This is a genomic window from Porphyromonas bennonis DSM 23058 = JCM 16335 (assembly GCF_000375645.1).
Classification (GTDB): domain Bacteria; phylum Bacteroidota; class Bacteroidia; order Bacteroidales; family Porphyromonadaceae; genus Porphyromonas_A; species Porphyromonas_A bennonis.
The window spans coordinates 1-24,737 of the sequence record NZ_AQWR01000028.1 but is presented as its reverse complement, the minus strand read 5'-3'; the positions used below and the strand labels follow the sequence as shown (position 1 = coordinate 24,737).

At 60.2% G+C, this 24,737-nt stretch carries 21 protein-coding genes; 10 read left to right on the top strand and 11 right to left on the bottom strand.

The genetic code is table 11. The annotated features are described in order from the left end of the window. Positions 1–373: 373 nt before the first annotated feature. Positions 374–826, top strand: coding sequence for a LexA family protein (locus B088_RS05905; protein ID WP_018107497.1), 453 nt, complete (start codon positions 374–376; stop codon positions 824–826). Between the two features lie 3 nt (positions 827–829). Then, complete coding sequence (locus B088_RS05900) at positions 830–2,083, top strand: Y-family DNA polymerase (RefSeq protein WP_018107496.1); 1,254 nt, start codon at positions 830–832, stop codon at positions 2,081–2,083. 147 nt (positions 2,084–2,230) lie between these two features. Here the strand turns inward: B088_RS05900 and B088_RS05895 are convergent, their stop codons facing one another. Together B088_RS05895 and fic are read right to left on the bottom strand one after the other, a co-directional pair. Then, positions 2,231–3,364 (bottom strand): DNA recombination protein RmuC, encoded by a 1,134-nt coding sequence (locus B088_RS05895; RefSeq protein WP_018107495.1) that lies wholly within the window; start codon positions 3,362–3,364, stop codon positions 2,231–2,233. Then, positions 3,361–3,909 (bottom strand): protein adenylyltransferase Fic, encoded by a 549-nt coding sequence (gene fic, locus B088_RS05890; protein WP_025082038.1) that lies wholly within the window; start codon positions 3,907–3,909, stop codon positions 3,361–3,363. Before fic ends, B088_RS05895 begins: the two co-directional genes overlap by 4 nt. Positions 3,910–3,978: 69 nt before the next feature. Here fic and B088_RS05885 point away from each other — a divergent pair, with 69 nt between their 5' ends. The 8 genes from B088_RS05885 to B088_RS05850 all read left to right on the top strand — a co-directional run bounded on the left by B088_RS05885 (position 3,979) and on the right by B088_RS05850 (position 12,666). Beyond that, positions 3,979–4,854 carry a Fic family protein gene (locus B088_RS05885; protein ID WP_025082037.1) on the top strand — a complete coding sequence of 292 codons (876 nt, stop codon included), beginning with the start codon at positions 3,979–3,981 and terminating at the stop codon, positions 4,852–4,854. A 15-nt stretch (positions 4,855–4,869) separates the two neighbouring features. Further along, positions 4,870–6,243, top strand: a complete 1,374-nt coding sequence (creD, locus tag B088_RS05880) for a cell envelope integrity protein CreD (RefSeq protein ID WP_018107492.1) — start codon at positions 4,870–4,872, stop codon at positions 6,241–6,243. A gap of 160 nt (positions 6,244–6,403) precedes the next feature. Continuing rightward, positions 6,404–7,966 (top strand): lipopolysaccharide biosynthesis protein, encoded by a 1,563-nt coding sequence (locus B088_RS05875; RefSeq protein WP_018107491.1) that lies wholly within the window; start codon positions 6,404–6,406, stop codon positions 7,964–7,966. Further along, positions 7,954–8,958 carry a nitroreductase family protein gene (locus B088_RS05870; protein ID WP_018107490.1) on the top strand — a complete coding sequence of 335 codons (1,005 nt, stop codon included), beginning with the start codon at positions 7,954–7,956 and terminating at the stop codon, positions 8,956–8,958. The genes B088_RS05875 and B088_RS05870 overlap by 13 nt, the downstream gene beginning before the upstream one ends. After that, positions 8,958–10,025, top strand: a complete 1,068-nt coding sequence (locus B088_RS05865) for a polysaccharide pyruvyl transferase family protein (protein WP_081605473.1) — start codon at positions 8,958–8,960, stop codon at positions 10,023–10,025. Before B088_RS05870 ends, B088_RS05865 begins: the two co-directional genes overlap by 1 nt. Next, positions 10,022–10,999 carry a glycosyltransferase gene (locus B088_RS08345; RefSeq protein WP_018107488.1) on the top strand — a complete coding sequence of 326 codons (978 nt, stop codon included), beginning with the start codon at positions 10,022–10,024 and terminating at the stop codon, positions 10,997–10,999. The genes B088_RS05865 and B088_RS08345 overlap by 4 nt, the downstream gene beginning before the upstream one ends. Positions 11,000–11,005: 6 nt before the next feature. Beyond that, positions 11,006–11,878: a glycosyltransferase family 2 protein gene (locus B088_RS05855; RefSeq protein ID WP_018107487.1), complete on the top strand. Its 873-nt coding sequence runs from the start codon at positions 11,006–11,008 to the stop codon at positions 11,876–11,878. Further along, positions 11,875–12,666: a glycosyltransferase family 32 protein gene (locus B088_RS05850; protein ID WP_018107486.1), complete on the top strand. Its 792-nt coding sequence runs from the start codon at positions 11,875–11,877 to the stop codon at positions 12,664–12,666. The genes B088_RS05855 and B088_RS05850 overlap by 4 nt, the downstream gene beginning before the upstream one ends. A gap of 118 nt (positions 12,667–12,784) precedes the next feature. Here the strand turns inward: B088_RS05850 and B088_RS05845 are convergent, their stop codons facing one another. The 9 genes from B088_RS05845 to B088_RS05805 all read right to left on the bottom strand — a co-directional run. Beyond that, on the bottom strand, positions 12,785–13,009 hold the full coding sequence (locus tag B088_RS05845) for a DUF2188 domain-containing protein (protein ID WP_018107485.1): 225 nt from the start codon (positions 13,007–13,009) through the stop codon (positions 12,785–12,787). Positions 13,010–13,204: 195 nt separating this feature from the next. Further along, positions 13,205–15,580: a glycoside hydrolase family 95 protein gene (locus B088_RS05840; RefSeq protein ID WP_018107484.1), complete on the bottom strand. Its 2,376-nt coding sequence runs from the start codon at positions 15,578–15,580 to the stop codon at positions 13,205–13,207. Beyond that, positions 15,577–16,164: a ribosome biogenesis GTP-binding protein YihA/YsxC gene (gene yihA / locus B088_RS05835; protein ID WP_018107483.1), complete on the bottom strand. Its 588-nt coding sequence runs from the start codon at positions 16,162–16,164 to the stop codon at positions 15,577–15,579. The genes B088_RS05840 and yihA overlap by 4 nt, the downstream gene beginning before the upstream one ends. Positions 16,165–16,173: 9 nt before the next feature. After that, positions 16,174–17,148, bottom strand: coding sequence for a diacylglycerol/lipid kinase family protein (locus B088_RS05830; RefSeq protein WP_018107482.1), 975 nt, complete (start codon positions 17,146–17,148; stop codon positions 16,174–16,176). Continuing rightward, on the bottom strand, positions 17,145–18,257 hold the full coding sequence (gene pdxA, locus B088_RS05825) for a 4-hydroxythreonine-4-phosphate dehydrogenase PdxA (RefSeq protein WP_018107481.1): 1,113 nt from the start codon (positions 18,255–18,257) through the stop codon (positions 17,145–17,147). The genes B088_RS05830 and pdxA overlap by 4 nt, the downstream gene beginning before the upstream one ends. Continuing rightward, positions 18,254–19,357 (bottom strand): DUF4837 family protein, encoded by a 1,104-nt coding sequence (locus B088_RS05820; RefSeq protein WP_018107480.1) that lies wholly within the window; start codon positions 19,355–19,357, stop codon positions 18,254–18,256. Before B088_RS05820 ends, pdxA begins: the two co-directional genes overlap by 4 nt. Before the next feature lie 624 nt (positions 19,358–19,981). Next, complete coding sequence (locus tag B088_RS05815) at positions 19,982–21,214, bottom strand: tetratricopeptide repeat protein (protein WP_018107479.1); 1,233 nt, start codon at positions 21,212–21,214, stop codon at positions 19,982–19,984. Positions 21,215–21,373: 159 nt separating this feature from the next. Continuing rightward, complete coding sequence (gene gyrA / locus B088_RS05810) at positions 21,374–23,953, bottom strand: DNA gyrase subunit A (protein ID WP_018107478.1); 2,580 nt, start codon at positions 23,951–23,953, stop codon at positions 21,374–21,376. A 192-nt stretch (positions 23,954–24,145) separates the two neighbouring features. Further along, on the bottom strand, positions 24,146–24,737 hold a 592-nt coding region (locus B088_RS05805; RefSeq protein WP_018107477.1), incomplete at its 5' end, for a transposase.

Below are 24,737 nucleotides of genomic sequence, written 5' to 3'. Positions count from 1 at the left end.
TCGAGGGGGTAGGGAAGGGTCTTTGTACATCGGTCACCGCTTCGCGGATGACCGATGCCTATGGAGCGAGCACCCTTCGGGTGCCTCACGGATAAGCCCTCTAGGTATATGATTACCCCAATGCTCAAATGCGTCACCCCTGCCCCGGCGAGTCAGCAGTCAGGTGTCAGAGCGTGCGCTGAGGACGGCATCAGAAGTCCCTCACTCTCAGACCCATTTCTAATACCGGTAATAGGCGCGACTAATACCGGTATTAGTGAGATCTATTACCGGTATTAGTTTGACCCGAGATCGCTCCGGGATCTCCCGCTCCCCGGTTTCCTTAGCTGCGGGGATCTTTCGCCCCCGAGAATATGATTACCTTTGTCCTACTATGGAAGAGAAGAAGAGGAGCCAGACACTACAGTTCTACGAGGTGGAGATGGGGGAGGGGGTTACCCTTCCCTTTGCCGAGGAGGGAATCTTTGCCGGCTTCCCATCGCCTGCACAGGACGACCGGCTGGAGTCGATCGACCTGAATAGGGAGCTGATCCGCCACCCGGCGACCACCTTCCTCGCCCGTATCGTGGGTGACTCGATGGTCGGGGCCAATATCTACGAGGGGGATATCGTGGTCGTCGATCGCGCCCTCGAGGTGCATAATGATGATGTGGTGGTCTGCTGCGTGAATGGGGAATTTAATATCAAGTTTGTCGAGCGACACGGCAACGAGGTCTACCTCGTCTCTGCCAATAGCGCCTACCCGCCTATGCGGGTCGACCCGGAGGACGACTTCATCCTCTGGGGCGTGGTCACCTACGTCATCCACCGACCGAGACGGATCTGAGCCGTGTACGGTCTCGTCGACTGCAATAACTTCTATGTCAGTTGCGAGCGGGTCTTCCGACCCGAGCTGCGCAACCGACCCGTTGTCTGTCTCTCCAATAACGATGGCTGCGTCGTCAGTCGGTCCAATGAGGCCAAGGCGCTCGGCATCCCGATGGGCGTGCCACTCTTCAAGATCCGGGATCTGGTGGAGCAGGAGCACATCGCCGTCTGCTCGAGCAACTACATCCTCTACGGCAATCTCTCCCGTCGTGTGATGAGCATTGTCCGGTCGATCGTGCCGGAGCAGGAGGTCTACTCCATAGACGAGTGCTTCGTCCACTTTGCCCCCAATGAGGAGTACGAGCGGCTGGCGCGGGAGATCCGGCGGGCCGTCCTCAGGGGCGTCGGTATCCCCACCGGCATCGGTGTCGCCCCCACGAAGACCCTCGCCAAGATCGCCAGCCACTACTCCAAGAAGCACCCCGAGACCGGCGGCGTCTATACCATCGACAGCCGGAGAGACATCGTCCGAGCACTCCAGGGGACGCCTATCGGTGACGTGTGGGGCGTCGGCAGGCGAAACCGTCTCAAGATGGAGAGCTTCCGCATCGAGACCGCCTACGACTTCGTCCAGCGGACACCGGAGTGGGTGCGACGAAACTTTACCATCGTCGGGCTGGACACTTACTATGAGCTGCGAGGGGAGCCGCGGATCCCCTTCGACGAGGAGACGCCGACGAAGAGCATCGGTCGATCCCGCTCCTTCGGCAACGCCGTCTCCGACAAGAAGCAGCTGGAGATGATCCTCCTCGAGTTTCTCGATATCGTCTGCAGCGAGCTGGAGCGGCAGCACCTCGGCACGCTCAATCTCGCGATCTATCTCCGGACCAATCGCTTTCGCTTCGACATCCCGCAGTACAATCCCTACGTGCAGAGCTCCTTCACGATGCCGACGAGCGACTTCTCGCAGCTGGTGCCGGTGGTGCGGCAGCTGCTCGACTCGATCTGGCGTCCGGGGTATGACTTCAAGAAAGGGGGGATCCTCGTCTCCGACCTGGTCCGGATGGACCGGGCGCTGCCCTTTGAGACCGAGGAGGAGCAGCGGCGGAAGCGCCTACGAGCCATCGAGGGGCGGATACGGGAGCGGTACGGGGAGCACGGGCTCTTTGTCGCTGCCCGCGACCCGGACGCACTGCAGGGCGTCGTCCACCGGGAGCACACCAGCCCCCACTACACCACCGACCTCCGCGACATCCTGTGCATCACCCCCCACTGACCCCTGAAGAGATGGCATGAAGCCTTTTTTGTAAAGGAGCTTGAGGAAACAGAAGACAGCAATTCTTGCAGGTAATAAACAGAAGGAGACTTTGCCACTCCAGGGGGATGCTACCTTTGCATCACAAATTCGGAGTGGGACGGGTCCTCACCGGATGCGGCGGCGGATCTGGTCGGCGTAGCCGGTCAGCCCCTGGCGGCCATTGAGGTGGGTGAGGGCTTCGGTGTAGGCGGTATTGGCATCGTCGAGCTTGCCACCGACCCGGCGGAAGTCCTCCATCATGTTATCCACCTGACGGAGCAGCTTATCCGCCAACTCCATCACCTCGGTGATGTTCTCCTCCTGCCGGCGATTGGTCCACGCCTCGCTGATGATCCTGAGGAAGAGCATCAGCGACTCCGGTGTGACGATGAAGACCCTGCTAGCAAGAGCCTTTTCCCTAAGGTCACTGCTCGAAAGCAGCTGCAGCACGGCAGGCATAGGGACAAACATCAGGGTGTAGGGGAAGGTGCTCCGCCCCTCGAGCGACAGCTCGTGGTAGCGTGCCTTTGCCAGTTCGCTCACATGCGCCCTTAGGTCTCGCTCCATATCCGCAAGCGCCACTTGTCGTCCCTCCTCATCGCCGGCATCGTGATAGCGCAGGAAAGCCCGCAGCGACACCTTGGCATCGACCATCACGTCCCGCCCGTCGGGGAAGTGGAGGACGAAGTCGGGGCGCAGCACCTGCCCGCCCCGCCGCAGCACCACCTGAGCATCGTACTCCGTCCCTCGGATGAAGCCCTCCCGCTGCAGGATCTGCTCCAGCCGCTTCTCGCCCCAGTCGCCCTGCACTTTACCACTCGTCGACATCGCACGGGCGAGGCGGTCGGCCTTGTCGCCTACGGCATTGGTCTGCTCGATCAGCATCCGGATCTGCCGGTCGAGCTCACCGGAGCGGCGGGCATTGGTCTCACCGGTAGACTTCAGCGCAAGGTCCATCTTGTCGATGCTCGCCCGCAGCGGTGCCAGCACCAGGTCCAGCTCCTGCTTATTTGCAGAGGTGAGTTCGTCCGCCCGCCTCTTCGTGATCACCTCCGAGAGCGCCTCGAAGCGCTCCGTCATCCGGTCGAGCTGACGATCAAAGAGACCCTCCTGCTCCTCTCTCTTCCGCCGCTCGCTCTCAAGGGTCGCCTCCGTTCGGGCAGCGGTCGCTGTGAGCCGTCCCATCCGCCCGACGAGGAGCAGGATGAGGATCAGCAGCACACCGACCACCACAAGCAGTATGATCTCCAGTGTCGTCACCCCTCGTACCCCTCGTAGTAGTAAGACTGCTCCAGCCCCTTGAAGAGTATCTCCCGATCCTTCACCCTCTCTGTCAGTGCAGGGAAGAGAAGGTGTCGTAGCTCTAGATCATTGACGGGGCTGCGCTCCATGGCCTGCAGATAGGCACTCCTCGGCACACGCTGCCAGTCGACCACCTGCCCGAGGCTACGTTTTAGTATCTGATCGAGCCAGATCCTTGTGGCACGACCATTTCCCTCCATAAAGGGGTGCGCCACATTCATCTCCACATACTTGGAGATGATCTCCTCATAGGTACTCTCCGGCATGGCATCAATGATCGGCAGGATCGCATCTAAGTAGAGTGCATTCGCAAAGCGAAAACCTCCCTTGGAGATATTCAGCGAGCGAACCTGACCGGCAAAGTCATACAGTCCGCTAAATAGGTACTCGTGGATCCGGCAGAGTCCGCGGGTAGTCCCCACCTCCACCTGATCGATCTCCCCGGAGTCGTAGAGCCGGATGGCTCGCTCCAGGCTTGCTCTGTCTATCTCTTCCTGCTTCATCATCTACTATCCTTTCCACAAAAGTAAGGAATTAGAGATACATTTGCATAGGAATAGAAGTGGATGGATATGAGACTTGTCCCGGAGGAAGAGTATGCCGCCAATCATGGTCTGACAGTACAGACCGTGAGGGGTTACTGCGCCGAGGGGAAGCTGCCCGGCGCTGTGCAAGAGGGGGAGATGTGGCGTATCCCCGCGGATGCACCCTTGCCCGATGGGGCGGAGCACTCGCCTCTGCTGCTTGCTCTGCAAGAGCAGATGGAGAGCAAGATGAGAGGAGGCATCTACCATCGGACGCAGATAGACCTTACCTATAATTCCAACCACATCGAGGGAAGTCGTCTCTCTAAGGAGCAGACGCGCTACATCTACGAGACCAATACCATCGGCGTCACCGATGAGGCGGTCAGCGTCGACGACATCATCGAGACGACCAACCACTTCCGCTGCATCGACTTCATCATAGAGCATGCGGAGGAGCCACTGACGGAGGAGATGATCAAGAGACTGCACGCACTCCTGAAGGCGGGCACCTCCGATGCGGACAGACCATGGTTTGCCGTCGGCGAGTACAAGCGGTTGCCCAACGAAGTGGGGGGAAAGGAGACCGCAGCCCCTGAGGATGTGCCAGCGGTAATGAGGGCGCTACTGCAGGAGTATACCGGCAAGAGACGGGTCTCGCTCGAGGAGATCCTCGACTTCCACTACAGACTGGAGATGATTCATCCCTTCCAGGACGGCAATGGCCGCGTAGGCAGGTTGATCATCTTTAAGGAGTGCTTAGCACACCATATCGTCCCCTTTATCATCACCGAGGAGCTCAAGATGTACTACTATCGGGGGCTTGATCGGTGGGAAGAGGTCCGGGGGTATCTCCTCGACACCTGTCTCACCGCTCAGGATCGGTACAGAGCGATCCTCGACTATTTTCGCATCACCTATTAACAGCATAGTATCATCATGGAAGTTATACCGCCGCAGGTGGAGCCTAAGCACTCCCCATCTTTTGTCGCCAAGACGCTTATCCTCGGGCTGGTCGCCCTACTACTCCTTATCCCCCTCCTTATGGTGGAGGGGCTGGTCTCCTCGCGCCAGTACGAGGGGCGCAAGGCCACGCAGGAGATCACCTCGCGCTGGGGCGAGAGCCAAAACATCCTCACCCCCGTGCTGGTCGTCCCCTACACGCCCGATGTCAAGAATGCCCAAGAGAGCGCCCTCTACCTGATCCCCGAGGAGGTCTCCGCAGATGCCGTGCTCGACATCGAGAACCGCCACCGCAGCATCTACGAGGTCGCCGTCTATACGGCACACGTGGACCTATCCGGTACCTGGCGGGCGGAGGAGATCCGTCGAGCTCTCTCGGAGGTGAAGGGGACGTACGACCTCAGCCGGGCTAAGGTCGCTCTCTCCACGAGTGATGCCACCGGCTACCGAGACATCGTCAGGATCAAGGTCAATGGGAAGGAGTATAAGATGAAGAACGACCCCTCCCTCTCCACGCTCACCACCTGCATCGACGACAATTACGGTGATCTTATGGAGGTGAACTTCCCCTACATGAGTGACAAGGAGGTGACCGGTGCCACGCTCTCTGCCGACCTGCCCCTCTCCGATGACGAGGAGGGAGCACTGAGAGACCTCTCCTTCAGTCTCCAGACGGACATCGCCGGGAGTGAGCACTTCGGTCTCCTCGCCGTCGGTGTATCGGCCAAGAGCTCGATCAAGGGGAATTGGCCCGACCCCTCCTTCCGGGGCAAGAAGCTGCCGGACGACTACAGCATCAACGAAGGGGACTTCGAGGCTCGCTGGAGCACCTTCGCCGAGGACAATCTGATCGCCAGCGAGGGACAGTCCACCCTCCTCCGCAACAGCCACTTCGTTAGCCTCCTCCGCCCGGTAGACAACTACGCCCAGACGGAGCGGAGCGTGAAGTACGGCATCCTCGTCATCGCCCTCACGCTCCTCTCGGTCTACCTCGTGGAGCTGACACTGCGTCGTCGCGGCGGGAGCATCAATCTCCTCTCCTACGTCCTCACGGGGCTCTCGCTGGTACTCTTCTACACCCTGCTCCTCTCCATGAGTGAGGTGATCGGCTTCGGTCTTGCCTACCTGGTCGCCGCCGTGATGACGATAGGACTCAATACCATCTACTTCCGCATGATCCTCCCGGAGACGAGGAAGGCACTCCTCCTCGGGGGCATCATGACGCTGCTCTACCTGATCATCTACGTGCTGATGCAGCTGGAGAGCTACGCCCTCCTCATCGGGAGCTTAGTCCTCTTCGTCATCCTGGCGATCGTCATGTACATCTCCGCCAAGACCCTCCGCGACTGAGGAAATCTTTTATCGGGTTTAGTGAAATCTTTTACCGGTATTAGCGAACACTGATACCGGTAAAAGATTTCACTAAACCCGATCATAGATAATAGCCCTCTCGGATGGCTCATCTGAGGGTAGGGATCCTAAAGCAGGATAAAGGGGGTATCTTTGTCGTATGAAACCAATCCTGCCGGAGGAGGAGAGCCGAAGGAGCAACAGTCGTATCGCCCGCAATACGCTGATGCTCTACGTCCGTCAGCTGGTCGTCCTGCTGATTGGGCTCTATACCTCCCGTGCGCTCCTCGCCGCCCTCGGGGTGACCGACTATGGTCTCTACAATGTGGTCGGCGGCGTGGTGACGATGCTCGGCTTCCTCAATGGAGCGATGATCGGAGCGACGCAGCGCTTCCTCGCCGTCGACCTTGGCCGACGGGATGAGGCGCACCTGAGGATCACCTTCAGCGCCACCCGGTACCTCCACATGGCGCTGGCTCTCGTGATCGGGCTGCTGGCGGAGACGGTGGGGCTGTGGTTTGTCCACCGCTACCTGATCATCCCGCCGGAGCGTATGGCGGCGGCGCTCTGGGTCTACCACTTCGCCGTGCTCTCCTTCATGGTGACGATCGTGCAGGTGCCCTTCAATGCCCTCATCGTGGCGGATGAGCGGATGGGGGTCTTTGCCCGGATCAGCATCCTCGAGACGCTCCTCAAGCTGGGCGTCGTCCTCGTGCTGGTCTACGCTGCCCTCGAGGTCGACCGGCTCGTCGCCTACGGGGGGATGCTCCTCGGGGTGAGCCTCGTCATCGCACTGATCTACAGGCTCTATGTGCGGCAGCACTTCCCTGGGGCACAACTGACGCGGATAGAGGACAAGAGCTACTTCCGGACGCTGCTCGGCTATATGGGGTGGAATGTCTTTGGCAACCTCGCCGGGGTGATGAAGGGGCAGGGGACCAATGTGCTAATGAACCTCTTCTTCGGTCCCACCGCCAATGCCGCCCGCGCTATAGCCATGCAGGTGATGTCGTCGGTGCAGACCTTTTACACCAATTTTCAGGTCGCCTCCAATCCTCAGATCATTAAGCGGTACGCCATCGGGGAGACGGAGGAGATGCTGCGGCTGGTGACCCGCATGGGGAAGTTCTCCCTCTACCTCCTGACTCTCGTCTGCGTGCCGGCGATACTGGAGATGGACTTCCTCCAGACGGTCTGGCTCGTGACGCCGCCGAGGGGGGCGGTGCTCTTTGCCTCCCTCGCTCTCATCGACTGTATGGTGGAGTGCGCCTCCGGCTCCCTCGCCATGGCGATGCAGGCGACGGGACGGATCGCCAAGTACCAGGCGCTCGTCGGTACGCTAATCATGCTCAATCTCCCGCTCACCTATGTGGCGTACAAGGTGGGGATGGCGGTGGAGACTGCTTTCTACATCCACATCGGGATCGATGTGGTGGCACTCGCTCTGAGGCTGATCCTCGTGCGGGAGAAGATCCCGGCGCTCGGCATAGCCACCTATGTGCGGGAGGTGGTCGCCAAGCCGCTCCTCATCATCGCCCTCTCGTCGGGCGTGACGCTGATGATGCGGGATGCGCTGGAGCCGTCGTGGGGGCGGCTCGTTACGGTAACTCTGTGTAGCTTTGTGGTATCCGGAGGGCTGATCCTCTGGATAGGGCTCACGACCGGTGAGCGGAGCTATCTCCGCCGTGTGGTGCGGGAGCGAGTAGGATCATGGAGAAGGTGACACCAAAGGAGAGACTAAAGAGACTGCTGGGACCGCGGCTGATGTCGTGGTACAATCGGGTGCGCCTCCGCCTGCAGGTGCCCCGGATCTTCCTCGCCGACTATCGGCGCTACCGCCGTCACTCCGCATACTACCACCGGGAGATGCCCTCGGCTCGCGAGCTGGAGATCACCGTTCTTTACCACTCGCTCGAGAAGGGCTTCCTCCACGAGGGGGGCGACCTGAGGTTGCGCTTCGGGCGGGCAAAGGTGGCGCGCCTGCTGCAGCTGCTTCAGGAGTGGTGCGAGGAGGGACTGCCGGAGACCTCGCAGATCATCGCCGCCGAGGAGATCCTGAGCGCCTACTACAGCTACCACCGAGAGCGAGAGGCGGACATCTCGGATTTCTTTCCCGACTCAGCCTATAGTGCTCTCGCCCACCACACGACCCGGACAGCGGTGGAGGTACTACCGGAGGAGGTACGGCACGGAGACTTTGCCACCTTTGCCCCCTCCCGCCACAGCATCCGCCGCTTCAGCGACCGCACGGTACCGGACGAGCTGCTCAGGGAGGTGATCCGGCTCGCCAATACCGCCCCCTCCGCCTGCAATCGGCAGGAGGTGCGGGTCCACTCGGTCTCCGAGCCTGCTACCGTCCGCAAGATCCTCGACCTGCAGGGCGGCTTCCGCAGCGAGAGCGAGGGGATCAGGCAGCTGCTGCTCGTCACCGCCGACCTCACCTTTACCTATATGGAAGGGATGGATCGGCAGCAACCCTACATCGACGGGGGGATCTACCTGATGAACCTCCTCTACGCCCTCCACTACCACGGCGTGGGCGCCTGCGCCGGAAATGCCTCGCTCCTCCCTCGGGACGAAGCGCGGATCCTCAGCCTCACCGGCTGTCGGGAGTCGGAGGCGCTCATCGCCATCGTCCCGATCGGCTTCCCCGCCACGCCGATCCTCACCACCCCCTCACGGCGTCGACCGCCGGAGGAGACACTTTTAGGATAATGCTAATGTACGGGATCATCACCTTTGACGACGTCACCAATTACGGCACCGTGCTCCAGCTCTACGGACTCACGCGGGTCCTCCGCCGCCACTTCGGCATCGAGGCAAGGGCTCTGGGGTATGAGGAAAATCACGACTTCGCCCCTCAGGAGGGGTCCGACGGCGGCGGTATCTCAATAGACCGCCCGGAGGAGTGGCTCTGGAGAGGTGACCGCTTCCTCTTTGCCCAGCGCAAGCGGACGGTTCTCCGCCGATTTGTCCGGGACAAAGGGCTGCGCGGAGGGCGGATCGCCGACTACCGCGACCTCGAGGGGGTGCTGATCGGTAGCGATGAGGTCTTTACCCTCCATGCGGGGATCACGCCTGCGAGATGGGGCTTCGGTGTCCCTTCCGACCGGGTATCGACCTACGCTGCCTCCTTTGGCTCCACCACCATGAGCGAGATCGCTGATCGGCACTGTCTCCCGATGGTCCGCGCGGCTCTCACATCCATGGATCACATATCGGTGCGGGATGCCAACTCCGCCGACATCGTGGAGGAGCTGACGGGGAAGCGACCCATCCGGACGCTTGACCCGGTTCTGCTGGACGGCTTTGACGCCGAGCTTCAAATCGCCCCACCGTCGCCGGCACGGCCTTACCTCCTCGTCTATGGCTACGACTATCGGCGTGAGGACCCCGTCGTCGTCCGGCAGATCGAGACCTTCGCTGACCACGAGGGGCTCGAGATCGTCTCCGTCGGTTTTTACCACCCGTGGGCCAATCGCAACCTCGCGCTGGAGCCGGAGACGCTCATCGGCTACTTCGCCCACGCCGCCGGGGTGGTGACCAATACCTTCCACGGCACGGTGCTGGGACTGCTGGCGGGGGTGCCGATGACGGTCTTCCCGACAGACTTCAATCGGATCAAGGTGACCGGTCTCTTGGAGGACTTCGACCTCACCGGCTGTCTCGGTGAGGGGGCTCCGCTCCTCTCCTTCAGCCCCGACTACGAGGCCGTCCGGCAGCGGCTCGAGGAGCAGAGGCGCCTCTCCCTCGACTATCTGGCAGAGGTGGTGCAGCGATGACGAAAAAGCTCTCCATACTGGTCCCGATCTACAACGTCGCGCCCTACCTGCGGCAGTGTCTCGACTCGCTCCTCGCTCAGGGGTTGGATGTCGGGAGCTACGAGGTGATCCTCATCGACGACGGGAGCACGGACGAGTCGGGGGAGATCGCTCGGGCGTATGCGGAGCGGGAGCCACACTTTATCTATCACCATAAGGAGAATGGCGGACTCAGCTCTGCCCGCAACGCCGCCCTCGCCCTCGCCTCAGGGGAGTATCTCCTCCATGTAGACTCGGACGACTGTCTCGAGGAGGGCGTGCTGCCGGGGTTGCTCGCAGATGCGGAGGCACGGCGGCTCGACCTCTGTCTCCTCGACTGGGCAGACCGATACCCCGACGGCACCACCCGACCCAATATCGACTTCTCCGCCCTCGGGGAGCGGATCGTCTCCGGGTGCGAACTGATCCACCGGCACCGCAGCTACGCCACCTCCTGGTCCTTCATCATGCATCGGTCGGTGGTGGAGCGGGGTCGGCTCACTTTCATTCCGATACAGCCGGGGGAGGATGTCGCCTTCTTCATCTCCGCCATGCCCCACTGCCGACGCATCGGCTACTACGGTGGTGCCGTGGTGTACAACTACCGGCGGGCGCGCCCCGGGGCGATCACGCAGGGGCCCAAGGCCTCCAAGGAGCTGGAGGCGGCACGCCGGCTGCTCTGCTGGATCGACGAGACCTATCCCTATCAGGGCAAAGGCGAAGACTACGCCGCCCTGCTGGCTCCGTGGTACGATGATATCCTCGCCGACATGGCGATGAATAAGATCGCCCGTGCCGAGGAAGAAAAGGCTTTTGCGGAGATCATGAGCCGCTTCCGGTACCGCTACCCGTCCGAGCAGGGCGTACGGCGCATCGCCTTCCGACTGATGGACTACGCCCGCAGCTCCTATCGGCTCTCCGACCTGCTCTGGAGCATCAAGCGAAAGATCCGCTGACCGCGTATGCTGACGATTTTTACCCCCACCTACAACCGCGCCTACATCCTCCCCAAGCTCTACCAGAGCCTGAGGGAGCAGAGCTGTCACGACCTCGAGTGGATCATCATCGATGACGGCTCCACAGACGACACGAGGTCGCTCGTGGAGGGCTGGACTCGAGCTGCCAACCCCTTCCCCATCCGCTACCACCGTCAGCCAAATGGCGGCAAGCATCGGGCGATCAATAGAGGGGTAAAGGAGGCAAGCGGCGACTTCTTCTTCATCGTCGACAGCGATGACCGACTGCCGTCGGATGCGGTGGAGACGATCCTGAGAGAGACGAAGCGGATCAGCGATGACCCCACCTATGCCGGGCTGGTGGGATTGCGGGGAGCCCTCGACGGCACCTCCTCGGGAGATCTCGGGACAGAATTCTTTGACAACCACCTGCGGACGATCCGTCACCGGCGGGGGATGATGCAGGATATGGCGGAGGTCTTCCGGACCGACTACCTGCGGAGCTACCCCTTCCCCGAACTAGAGGGCGAGCGCTTCTGCACCGAGGCGCTTGTCTGGAACCGCCTCGACCGGCAGTACCGCTTTCGCTTCCTCAATCGCGTCATCTACCTCTGCGAGTACCGCGATGACGGCCTTAGCGCAAAGTATATGAGCCTCCTCTACCACTCGCCCCGGTCCGCCCTCATCTACCACCTCGAGCTGGCTCAGGATCGGGAGGTGCCGCTCACGACCCGCCTGCGGTCGATCATCAGCGTCTGGCGCTACTACGACCTGATCCCGCCGGCAGAGCGACCGCAGATACCACGCACGTGGACGCTGCTCCGCCCCATCGGTCAATACTTTAGGAAAAAAGATCAGCGGAGATACGCCCCACGATGATACCCAAGATCATACACTACTGCTGGTTTGGCCCCAATCCTCTACCCCCCATGGTGGAGAGCTGGCGGGCGAAGCTCCCGGGCTATGAGCTGAGGTCGTGGACGGAGAAGACCTTCGACATTGACCGGCTCGACTACACGCGGGAGGCCTACGAGGCGGGGAAGTACGCCTTTGTCTCCGATGTGGCACGCCTCTACGCCCTCGAGCGAGAGGGCGGGATCTACCTCGATACCGACATGGAGGTGATTCGCTCCATAGACGACCTACTAGACGACACCGCCTTCGTCGGACTGGGCGAGGAGGTGGGGCTGCACGTGCTGGCGGGGATCATCGCCGCCGAGCCACACCATCCCTTTATCCAAGAGCTGCTCGCCCACTACGAGAGCCGCCCCTTCCGTCTGCCCGATGGGACGCTTGACCTCACGCCCAATCCGCAACTGCTCACCAGTACACTTCAGGCGAAAGGGCTTCAGCTTCAAGACCGGCTCCAGCGGATAAGTGACGTGACGGTCTACCCCACCGACTACTTCTACACCATGGACTTCGTCAGCCACCGCGTGACGCTCACGCCCCGCAGCCGCACGATCCACCACTACGCCGCCACCTGGCAGAGCGACGACCCCTATGCACGCCACCTCGGGACGATCTTCCGCATCAAGCGGGTACTCTATCGCCTGATCGGACAAGAGCGAAGTGAGCGGCTACTCAATAGTCGCCCGGTCCAGTCACTCCGTCGCCTTCTCTGGGGCGACAAGGCCCGCCGCTCCACTACAGGTAGCCGGTCGTAAGGGCATATTTCAGAGCGACAAGTGCGTCCACACCCCATCTTAGGTCAATGGGTACAGCGCCAATGACCCGCGACAAGGGTGCGACTCTGATGAGCCGTCCCCCTAACTGTCGGAGACTTTACTTCTTTTTCCTATCGTCGTAGGAGTAGACCTCGCGGATCTTGCCGTCCATGCCGTGGATGATGACCGACGTGCCTCGATCGATGGCGGTCTTACGCGCAGCCTGGATCGCCTCCTCCTGAGTGGCGCACAGCTTAAGTGCCTTGGGGTTGCCCTCGCTGAGGACTTGCCACTGACCATCCGCTTTGCGGTGGGTCACATGCAGATCTTTTCTCTCGTCCATAGTAGTATTATTTGAAATAAAGTGAGTGGGTATGACAAATGTACCCATATCCCTCCATACGACCCAACCCCCTCAGAAAGAGGGCGCAAATTATTACCGGTAATAGTGAAATCTAATACCGATAATAGTCTACACTAATACCGGTATTAGACAAATCTATTATCGGTAAAAGAAATGGGTGATAAGAGAGAGGGATTACAGGTGGAGGGTGAGGGGGGTGCCGGGGGCGAGGGTCACCTGCTGCTCTTGGTCGCGGGTGGCATCGCGGAGGGTCACCGTGATGGGGGAGGTGAGGCGGTTGTGGAGCGTCACCTCGGTTACCTTCCCCTCGCTCCAGCTGCAGTCCACCTCCACGCCGCCACGGGCGCAGAGTCCGGAGTAGCTGCCGGTGTGCCAGAGGTTCGGCAGGGCAGGGAGGAGCTCGATTACCCCCTCGTGACTCTGAAGCAGCATCTCAGCGATTCCGGCGGTGCCGCCGAAGTTGCCGTCGATCTGGAAGGGTGGGTGGGCGCAGAAGAGATTGGGCAGCGTGCCACCTCTATTGACCAGCTCCCCCTTTTCATCAAAGGCGGGGACAAAGAGACTCCTGAGGAGCTTGGCGGCGTGGTTGCCGTCCTTGAGCCGTGCCCAGAAATTGATCTTCCATGCCCGACTCCATCCGGTACCGGCATCGCCTCGTCTCCTGAGCGTGACGCGTGCCGCCTCGGCCAGCTCCGGCGTCTCGCGCACGGTGATAGCGTCACCGGGATAGAGCCCGTAGAGGTGGGAGACGTGGCGGTGGTGGATGTCCATCTCGCGGTAGTCCTCGAGCCACTCCATGAGGTAGCCCTCCTTGCTGACCTGCATCGGCGGGAGCAGCGGCAGGGCATTGGCCATCCGGGTCAGGTCGGGATCGTAGGTGCCGAGGATCTCGGCGGCGCGCAGCGTGTGGCGGTAAAGCTCGCCGACCAGCTGGGTGTCCATCGTCGGTCCCATACAGATGAAGGCGATGTGGGTCGAGTCACCGGGGAGGTAAAATCCATTCTCCGGCGAGGAGGAGGGCGCGGTGACGAGCCGTCCGTCCTTTGGCTCCCGGATCATCGTGGAGAGGAAGAAGCGGGACGCATCGAGGAGTGTCGGGTAGATCGCTCTCAGGTAGGTGGTGTCCCGAGTAAAGTCGTAGTGGTCCCAGAGGTGGCGGCAGAGCCATGCCCCTCCCGTCATCGTCGCTCCCCAGGAGGCATCCTCACCGGGAGCGGTGTAGTAGAAGGGGTTGGTCATCATGTGCGCCACCCATCCCTCGGCGTCGTAGAAGTGCTTGGCCGTCTTTCGTCCGCTCTCCCGTAGGGCGGTGGTGAAGTCGATCAGCGACCGATGAAGCTCGGAGAGATTGGCCACTTCGGCGGGCCAGTAATTCATCTGGACGTTGATATTGAGGTGGTAGTCCGCATTCCAAGGAAGTTGGATCCCTTCGCCCCAGAGTCCCTGCAGGTTGAGCGGCCAACTGTCGGGACGGCAGCCGGAGATCATCAGGTAGCGGCCGTACTGGAAGTAGAGTGCCGCGAGGGAGGGGTCCTCATTGTCCTGATAGCGGCGGATGCGGTAGTCGGTCGTCCGCTCGGCCGCCTCTGTCGGCGCTCCGAGGTGGAGGCTCACGCGGTCGAAGAGCCGACTGTACTCCTCGAGGTGTCGCTTGTAGATCGTTTCGTAGTCGAGGTCCTCCACCTTATCCAGCCGGTCTGTCGGTTGCTCCGGTGAGGCTCCTCCGGCGGGTATAAGGTCGGTCCGGGCGGCGACGACGAGGATCACATCGTCGGCGTGTGTGACAGAGAGTTTGCTCCCCTTCACTCGCATCTTACCGCCGACCGGGATGCAGCGTACCTCCGCCTCGTAGCGGGTTCCCTCGCCGCCAAAGCCGTCCGGCAGACTGCCGGTCATGCGTAGTCCCTCAGCCGTTCCCTCGACAGTGCCGCCCTCGGGGCGAGTGAGGGAGAGGTCGAAGGAGATCTTCTTCTTATGATCCGCGCCGAGGTGGATCACCAGCACGTCGTCCTTACGTGGGGCGAAGTAGGAGCGATTGTACCGAACCCCATTGAGATCAAAGAAGGTATGCGCCACCGCCGTCCTCAGGTCCAGCTCCCGCCGATAGCCTGTCTCCTCTCCCTTAGGCAGGTGGTGGTCAAGGGTCATATAGGCGAGCATCTGGTAGCTGCCATAGGGCGAGTGGGCGCCGTCGGGGAGTCCGCTCCCCTTGCCACCGCAGCGGAAGTGCTTGTACATCAGATCCTGCGCGCGGAGATTGTCCCCGTCGAGGAGTGCCTGTCGGATCTCCGGCAGGTGGCGCACCGCATCGATGTCGTAGGCGGTGCTGTCGACGCTGCCGCTCCACATGGAGATCTCGTTGAGGATCAGTCGCTCGCTCCGCACTTCGCCGCCGGTCATCAGTCCGAGTCGACCGTTGCCGATCGGGAGCATCGCCTCGAAGACCTTAGCCGGTCGGTCGTAGCGAAGCTTCAGCGGGGTCTCCTCAGCGCTCACCGTTAGGCAGAGGATCGTCGAGAGGATCAGTAGGAGGTGGCGCCTTAGTCTCATAGAAGTGACTCGAAGTAGTTCAGCAGTTCCTCTCTTCCCTCGCCCTTGAGGGAGGAGGTGATGAAGTAGGGCGGCAGCTCGTCCCACTCCTCGCTCAGCTTGTCGAGGTAAGCGTCGACGCTGCGGCGGGCGGCGGACTTGGAGAGCTTATCTGCCTTCGTGAAAATGAGGGCAAAGGGGACATTATTCACCCCCAGATGATTGATGAAGTCGAGGTCGATCCGGAGCGGTGCGTGGCGAATGTCGATCAGGACAAAGAGGCAGGACATCTGCCACCGATTGCTCACGTAGTCGTCGATCATCCGCTCGAGCTGCTGGCGCATGGGCTTCGGTACCTTGGCATAGCCGTAGCCCGGCAGATCGACGATGTAGAAGCGGTCGTCGATGAGGAAGTGATTGATCAGCTGTGTCTTGCCGGGCGTCTGGGAGGTCTTGGCGAGGTCCTTACGCTGAGTCAGCATATTGATCAGGGAGGACTTCCCGACATTGGACCGTCCGATGAGAGCCAGCTCTACTCGGTCATCATCGGGACACTCAGCGACCTTGCGGCTGCTCTTGATGAATGTTGCCTCTTTTATTTCCATTTTGTCTGCTTAGCGTTGCTTGGGGGTAAAAAGGTCTGCCACACCGGCGCCGAGCTTCTGAGCATTGTCGCGCATAGTATTTAGGAAGTCAAAGATCGTCTTCTCCCGATCATCAGGTCTCCCGGAGCAGATGCTCAGGCTCCGCGGTACCGCCTCTATCCGGAGCTCGCGAGTCTCATCCATCGCATCGCCATCGATATGGTAGAGGACCGACTTGTCGGTCCGGATCGTGATCTGTCGACCGCGCAGCTGTCGGGTGTACTTGCTCTCCGTCAGATCGCCGCTGAAGAGCCGGTAGGCGATCATGCCCGCCTCTCCGGCCGGGAACTCCTCGATCGCCGTCACATCCAGCATGCCGTCCACCATAGACGCATCCGGGGCGATGAAGGCGTTGTTGCCATACTGCGACGCATTGGCCACCGACACTATGTAAGCGTGCACCTCGCTCTCCTCACCGTCGATGGTCAGTCTGTAGTCCTCCGCATGGTACTGACCGAAGAGGTCCACCGTGTCAGCGATGTAGCTGATGAAGCCTCTTGTCTTGCTGGCAGAGAACTTCTCCGACACTGCCGCATCCAGACCGATGCCGCAGGTGCAGAGGAAGGGCTTCCCATTGACCCGACCGGTGTCTATCCGCTGCACCTCATGACGCAGAAGCACCTCGATCGCCGGCTCCAGATCCATCGGGATGTGCAGCTCACGAGCGAGGCCGTTTCCGCTCCCATTGGGCAATATCCCCATCACCGTATCGGTGCCGATGAGCGCCCGACCCACCTCGTTTACCGTCCCGTCACCGCCCATCACCACGACGACGTCAGCGTCTCCCGGGTCGAGGGCGCGGTGGTAGGCATCGTCCTGCTCCTTGGTGACGAAGCAGGTCACCTCGTGTCCCTGCTCCAGCAGGAGAGAGACTGCTCTCGATGCCATCTCGATCGCGTTGGCGTCGGGGCCGGAGACCGGATTGATGATCAGGAGGTACTTCATGGACGTCTCTCATCGGAGATGGTGCTGGTAGGCAGTGGGTCGGAGGTGATCCTGTCGTACCTGCGCCGGCTGGCGATGATGTCCAGGGCGGTATAGATCGCGGAGCGGAAGGACTGAGGACCGGCTATCCCTCGTCCGGCGATGTCGTAGGCAGTGCCGTGGTCGGGCGAAGTGCGGACGATCGGGAGACCGGTGGTGACGTTGACGCCCGTGTCCATTGCCAGGAGCTTAAAGGGGATCAGCCCCTGATCGTGGTACATGGCGAGTATGCCGTCAAAGGTGCGGTACGTCCCACTCCCCCAGAGCCCGTCCGGTGCCACAGGACCGAATACCTGTATCCCTCTCTGCCACGCCTCCTCGATGGCCGGGGCGATCACGTCCGGCTCCTCGCGCCCGATGAGACCATTCTCCCCCGCATGAGGATTGAGTCCCATAACGACTAAGCGGGGCTTGACGATGCCGAAGTCACGCTTCAGTGCCTGCTCCAGCGTCACGATCGAGTCGACGAGGTGCTCTCTCGTGATCAGTGAGGGAACTGCCGAGAGCGGCTCGTGGATCGTTGCCAGAGCCACATGCATCCCAGCCTGATCGGTAAAGAGCATCAGCGGGTGGCTCTCGGAGAAGTAGGAAGCGAAGAATTCGGTGTGTCCCGTGAAGGGAAACTCCGCCCCCGTCGTCATATCCTTATGTATCGGTGCCGTCACCACCCCATCCAGCCGCCCGGCGACCAGATCATCTGCCGCATCCCTCAGCGCCCGAGCGGCCAGCAGACCGGCGGCGCGCGTCGGCTCTCCCGGACTGACATGCAGGTCGATGCCGGAGGCGTCGGTCTCGATGATGCTGATCTCCCCCTCGCGCGCCTCATCGGCGTGGTCGATCCGCCGAAGTCTCTCCGGCAGGTCGAGGGCAAAGCGCTTCCTGTAGTAATTGTAGATCGCCTCGGAGCCATACAGTACCGGGGTCATCAGGCGCAGCATCCGGCTGTCGGAGAGACAGCGGAGGATCACCTCGTAGCCTATGCCATTGAAGTCCCCATGCGTCAGTCCGACCCGCGGGGTGGTCTCGTGGAGCGCTCGCTCTCTCCTTTGCTTATCTTCCGGCTTACTCATTCTGTAGGTATCTCTTCCTCGACGCCGTCCGGTGTGGGCGTGACGACGAGGTCGGCCATGGTATTGGGCATCTTATGTGTCCTGAAGTCCGCTCCTATCGGGCGGATCGTGTAGAGACTCGCCTCAGCATTCAGCAGCATATTCCGCTGCTTCTCGCCGGGAGCGTAGATAAAGACCTCCCCGATCACCAGATTTCGCCCGCTCTTATCCAGCATCCCCTGCATCACAAAGGAGCCGCCCATCATGTCATTCGTCATCTCCCAGAGCCCCCTCAGCTCACCGCGGTAGTCACCGAGGTAGGTCATGCCGTGGTAGTAATTGAAGGGCGGAGCATCGCGCTTCGTTGTCGTCATCTGACTGCCGGGATACTTCCCGGTGATGATGTTCCCGAGGATCGAGTCACGCAGCTCGGTGAAGTACTCCTCTGTGAATGTATTGGGATTCCGGTAGGGAATGGAGTAGACTACGAGGTCGATCCGCTTGGACTGATCCATATTCGATGCCCAGACAAGTCCCCTCTGTGCCTTGGTGAAGTCGAGTCCCGTGGGCGGATTCATCGTCACGCCGACGGAGTCCTCGATGAGCTGGCGGATGGGGTTGGAGAAGGTCTGCTCCAGGTAGTCCTGGCGGCGCTTCAGCTCCTCGCTGTAGATCAGCTGGACCAGCTGATCCCCCCGGCTCTGCAGGAGGGTGTAGATGTCCTCGAGGTTGCGTCCCTTGGCGTGGATGATCAGCTGCCCGGAGGCATAGTCATCGCGCGACAGTCCGACGGAGGGACCGCTGTAGGTCTCCGGGTCGATGGAGACGTAGAGGATGTTGCGGACCCGGCGGACAAAGGAGACAAAGTTGGACGCCTCCACGAAGGAGATGTCCGTCATCGGCTCCGGCTGCGGCAGGATCGTCACCGGCTGACCGAAGTAGAAGGTGATGCTGTCCCGGAGTGCCTGATTGTCTAAGCTTCCGTCGGGCAGGACGGCGACCAGGCTGAGGGCATTGCCGGTGGCGCTTGTGGTACTCTTCCGCTTCTTTCCATTGCAGGAGACGAGGAGGAGCAGAGCCGAGAGCAGCGCCACGATATAGGTGAGAGATCTGCGTGTCATACTACATTTTATATTATAGAGGAGAAATGATAGCCACCTACAAATGTACCGAAAAGCCCCCACACCTCCGGCGGATTCAGGGGTGACGCATTAGATTTTTACCGCTATGCAGAGGAGATCTGCGGCAGGAGATTCCTCTCCTAATGTACCCGCCTGCCGATCCCGCAGGGGCGAAGCCCCGGAGGGATCATCGCTCCTTAGCCCGCGTGTCGAGGCACGAAGTGCCGAAGACCGCGGGAGAGGATGCCAAGAGAGATATACGACCCCGCCAGGGTGTCGCACTTATCAGAGAGTCAGGCAACCAGTGCGACACCCTTGCGGGGTCGCACTGTCGTTTGTGATGCCTGATCCACGGGTCTTCGGGGCTACGCCCCTCGACCTGTGGCTAAGGAGCGGGCACCCGCAAGGGGTGCTTCGTTCCCCACTCTTCACAATGAGTTGGATGTCTTCAGTAGCCTTCAAATGCGTCACCCCTGCCGGCGGATTCTTTTGACCGGTAGTAGTGCAGGCTAAAATCGGCATTAGATTTATCTCAGAGGGAGGGTGGGGAAATGGGTACAAAAAAGCGGGACGACACCACAGTGTGTCGTCCCGCTTGGAGGGATGTTAGTTAGGGATCAGAGATCACTTATTCTGGATCCTCTGGTCGATCTCGTTGTACTTATCGTTCATACCGAGGTTGTAGTAGATACCACGGAGAGCGACGAGATACTGGGTGTCGTCAGGATTGAGCTCCACAGCCTTCTCGAAGTAAGGCAGAGCCTTCTGGAAGAAGCCCTTAGCCTCGTCCACCTTCGCCTTGTACTGAGCCTCGTCAGTGATGGCGTTGGCCTCGGACTGGATGTTGGCACCCTGGTTGAAGTAGACGCGACCGAGACCGAGCATGGCCTCTGCGTACTCCGGGTCGATGGCGAGAGCCTTATTGAAGGCCTCCTCTGCCTTTGCCATATCCTTGAAGCCCTGCTCGTAGACGTTAGCGAGGACGAAGTAGAGCTGCTTGTTGTCCGGATTGGCGGAGATGGCCTGGTCGAGGTAAGCCTTGGCATCCTCGTGACGGCCCTCCTGGATCAGGATGTTGATCTTATTGAAGAGGTAGAAATTCTCCTCCGGGAAGAGCTTGATACCCTCATCGAGCGTCCTTAGGAAGCCGGCGGTGTCGCCTGCCTGGACGTAGGACTGAGCGAGGAGCTGGTAGACGTCATTCTGACGGAAGGGGACGTCCTTGATCGCCTCGTAGGCAGCGATGGCACCCTGCTTGTCGTCCTTATTGCACTGGGTGAGCGTGTAGGCGTTGAAGAATCCGATCTGCATCGACATCGAGTCCTGCTCAGCGGTGGGAGTGCCCTGGAAGAGCTCCATCTTCTTCACATCCATAAACTTCTGGAAGAGGTCGTGAGCCTTGCAGACATCACCTCCATCCATGGCGGCGGCACCTCCATTGACGAGGAAGCCGTAGTAGGTGGCGAGCGACTCGGAGATCTTCTTGTCGAAGTGCTGCTTTACCTTGCCCTTCTCATTGGGGAGACGGTCGAGGGAGTCAGCCTTCATGTAGTAGTCGGTCATGTCGGCGACGGCCTTGTAGAAGGTATCCTGATTGATCTCCTTGCCGAGAGAGAGCTGGAGGTAGTCACGCTTCACCTGCTGCTCCTCGATGAGTCCGGCGACCCACCAAGTCTTGGCGTCGTTAGCGGTCTCAGGGTTCTCAAATGCCGGCTTGAGGAAGTTACGTGCCTCCTGTACGTTGACATCGTCCTTCTTGGCCATGCGCTCTACCTGCTTGACCAGTTTCTCCTGACCGAATGCGGCAGGGACGGCGATGAGGAGTGAGAGCGCTCCGATAAGTAATTTGTTACTCATGGTTGTCTATTCTTTGCTATTAATTTATTCTCAAAGTTTACCATAAACTCCCCCGACGGTTGCCCCGGGGAGTCGGTCCAAAGGTAACAAAATCTGCCTACATAGGCATATTCCATTATACCTTGGTACACTATTTTGATACAAAATCGGGCGAATCGTTTAATCCTCCTCACTCTCAGGGGTATCTTCCTCCGATTCGTCGAGGGCGGTGGGGTCGGCATCCTCCTCCCGCTCGCCGATGGAGGTGTCCTCCTGCTCCGCCTGGTCCTCATCGGCGGGGACGCGGCAGACATCGGCGATCTCGTCATCTCTCTTGCTGAGGTTGATGAGACGGATGCCCTGGGTATTTCGCCCGAGGATGGAGATGTCGGAGACATGGACGCGGATTACGACACCGCTCTTATTGATGATCATGATGTCGTGATCGTCGGTGACGGAGTGGACGGCGATGAGCTTGCCGGTCTTCTCGGTCGCCTTGAGGGTGATGATACCCTTGCCGCCTCGGTTGGTGATGCGGTACTCCTCGAGGGGAGAGCGCTTGCCGTAGCCATTCTCCGACACGACGAGGATCGACTCCGCCTCGGGATCCTTGATGCTGATGGCGCCTACGACGCGGTCCTCAGGCGACTGGAGTCGCATGCCGCGCACACCGGATGAGGTGCGGCCCATGGGGCGGAGGATGCTCTCGGGGAAGCGGATCGCCCGACCCTCGCGGCTGGCGAGGAGGACGTCGTGCCGCCCGTTGGTGAGCATGACGGAGACGACGCGGTCGGTCTCGTCCTTGAGTCGGATGGCGATGATCCCCTTGGACCGCGGACGGGAGAAGTCTCTCAGTCGCGCCTTGCGGATCATGCCCTGCTCGGTGACGAAATTGAGGTAATGGGTGTCGACAAACTCCTGGTCGGAGGTGAGGTTCTTGATCCTCAGGATGGCGGTGATGCGGTTGTCGCTCTCGATATTGAGGATATTCTGGATCGCACGACCCTTGGAGTTGCGTGCCGCCTCAGGGATCTCGAAGACGCGGAGCCAGTAGCAGCGGCCCCGGTCGGTGAAGAAGAGGAGGTGGGCGTGATTGGACGCGCCGTAGACAAACTCGACGAAGTCCTCGTCCTTAGTCCCCGCACCCTTGGCACCGGTGCCGCCGCGATTTTGCGAGCGATACTCTGCCAGCGGCGTACGCTTGATGTACCCGTAGTGCGAGATGGTGATGATCATATCGTCATCGGGATAGAAGTCCTCAGGATTCATATCCGGAGTGGCGTAGACGATATCCGAGCGGCGGTCGTCGCCGTACTTGTCGATGATCTCGCGACACTCCTCGATGAGGATCGAGTAGAGGAAGTCCTCGTCGGAGAGGATCCGCTCGTAGTACCGCACCTTCTCCGTCACCTCGTCGTACTCCTGGTGGAGCTTGTCCAGCTCGAGGCCGGTGAGCTGACCGAGACGCATCTCCACGATGGAGCGCGCCTGGATCTCGGAGAGGGAGAAGCGCTCCATGAGCGCCTGCATGGCGGCGGTCTGATTGGCGGACGCCTTGATCAGATGGACCACCTCATCGATATTGTCGGCGGCGACGATGCGCCCCTCGAGGATGTGGAGCCGCTCCTTCGCCTTCCGGAGGTCAAACCGGGTGCGGCGCGTCACTACCTCGTGGCGGTGCTTGACAAATTCGCCGATCAGATCCTTCAGCGACAGCAGTCTCGGGCGACCGTCGACGAGGGCGATGTTATTGCAGGCAAAGGAGGACTGCAGGGCAGTCATCTTGTAGAGCTTATTGAGCACTACGCCGGCATTGGCGTCCCGCTTCAGGTCGATGACGATACGCATGCCGGTCTTCGCCGAGCTCTCGTCCTGGATGTTGCTGATGCCCTCGATCCGCTTGATGGTGGCGAGGTCGGCGATCGCCTTGACGAGATCCTTCTTCACCACCCCATAGGGGATCTCGGTGATGATGATCTGGTCGTGGTTGCCGGAGGTCTCGATCACCGCCTTGCCGCGGATGATGACGCTGCCGCGTCCGGTCTCGTACGCCTCCTGGACCCCCTTGTAGCCGTAGATTACTCCGCCGGTGGGGAAGTCGGGAGCCTTGACGTACTCCATCAGATCCTCCGTGGTAACGTCGCCCCTTTTCTCGATATAAGCGATGACGCCATTCATCACCTCGGTGAGGTTGTGGGGCGCCATATTCGTCGCCATACCGACGGCGATACCGGCGGCACCATTGACGAGGAGATTGGGTATGCGGGTCGGGAGGACGGTCGGCTCATACTCGGAGTCATCGTAATTGGGCGTCATGTCGACGGTCTCCTTCTTGATGTCTGCGAGCATCTCCATAGCGATCGGGGCCAGGCGAGCCTCGGTGTATCGCATAGCTGCGGGACCGTCGCCATCGACGGAGCCGAAGTTGCCGTGGGGATCGACGAGGGTATTGCGCATGCTCCAGTCCTGAGCCATGCGGACGAGAGCCATATAGATCGAGCTGTCGCCATGGGGGTGATACTTACCCATCACGTCACCGACGATACGGGCGCTCTTCTTGTAAGGCTTGTCGGGCGTATTCCCGAGCTCATTCATCCCGAAGAGGATCCTGCGGTGGACCGGCTTGAAGCCGTCGCGCACGTCCGGCAGGGCGCGGCTGACGATGACCGACATCGCATAGTCGATGTAGGAGGTCTTCATCTCCTCCTCCAGGTCGACCTTGATTATCCTATTCTCAGAGTCTTTGAATTCTTCGTTCATCTGCTTAGTCTAAAGTCGGGGTGGTACCGCCCTCAGGCAGTCACTTGGCGTACCCCATATATAATGGTCAAATATACCACTTTTTGCCCACACTTCTCACTGCTCTCCTCACATCCGCACATGTGGCTAATTCGCATTTTGATGTGCTGGGACGGAGAGGGGTAAGAGATTACCTTTGTTGAGGAGAGGGATTCAGGAAAAGTGGAGGGCAACTCGGTAGAGAAAGAAGTCGGTGTTTCTAGCTCCGTAGTTGACGCTGATGAAGCGCTGGAGATTTTGGTTGAGAGCCTCCGCCTTGGCATTGCTCTCCCTGCGGTAGAAGTACCTCAGAATGGGGGTGGAGTTTGACCGGAGGAAGTTGGCGATGTTGTGTATCTCCTCCATCTCACTCTCCATCCCTTCCTTGGCGTTGAGCATAAGATCTGCCTCCTTTATCTTGTACTTACGATCGCTGTATCGTAGTCGGATAGGCTCGTACCACTTCCGGATCCTTAGGCAGTATTTGTAGGCTTCTTCGATCTCAGGGAATTGCTTGAAGAGTATCTTCGCGCGCTCCTTTTGGTCGTCGGTCCACTCCGTTTTGCGCTTGAAAAGGAGACCCCTCGAGCGGTGCAGGAGTTGCTTGAGGGTCTCTTCGTTGGAGAACTTTTCCTGTAGGGTCAGCTTCTCTTTTACCGTCTTATTCTTCTTCCGCTCCAGGGCAAGGATCGCCTGTCGGTGGCGGATGCGCACGCTCTGGAGCTGGTCGAGGACTTCGCGGAGGACGTGAAACTTGTCCGCCACC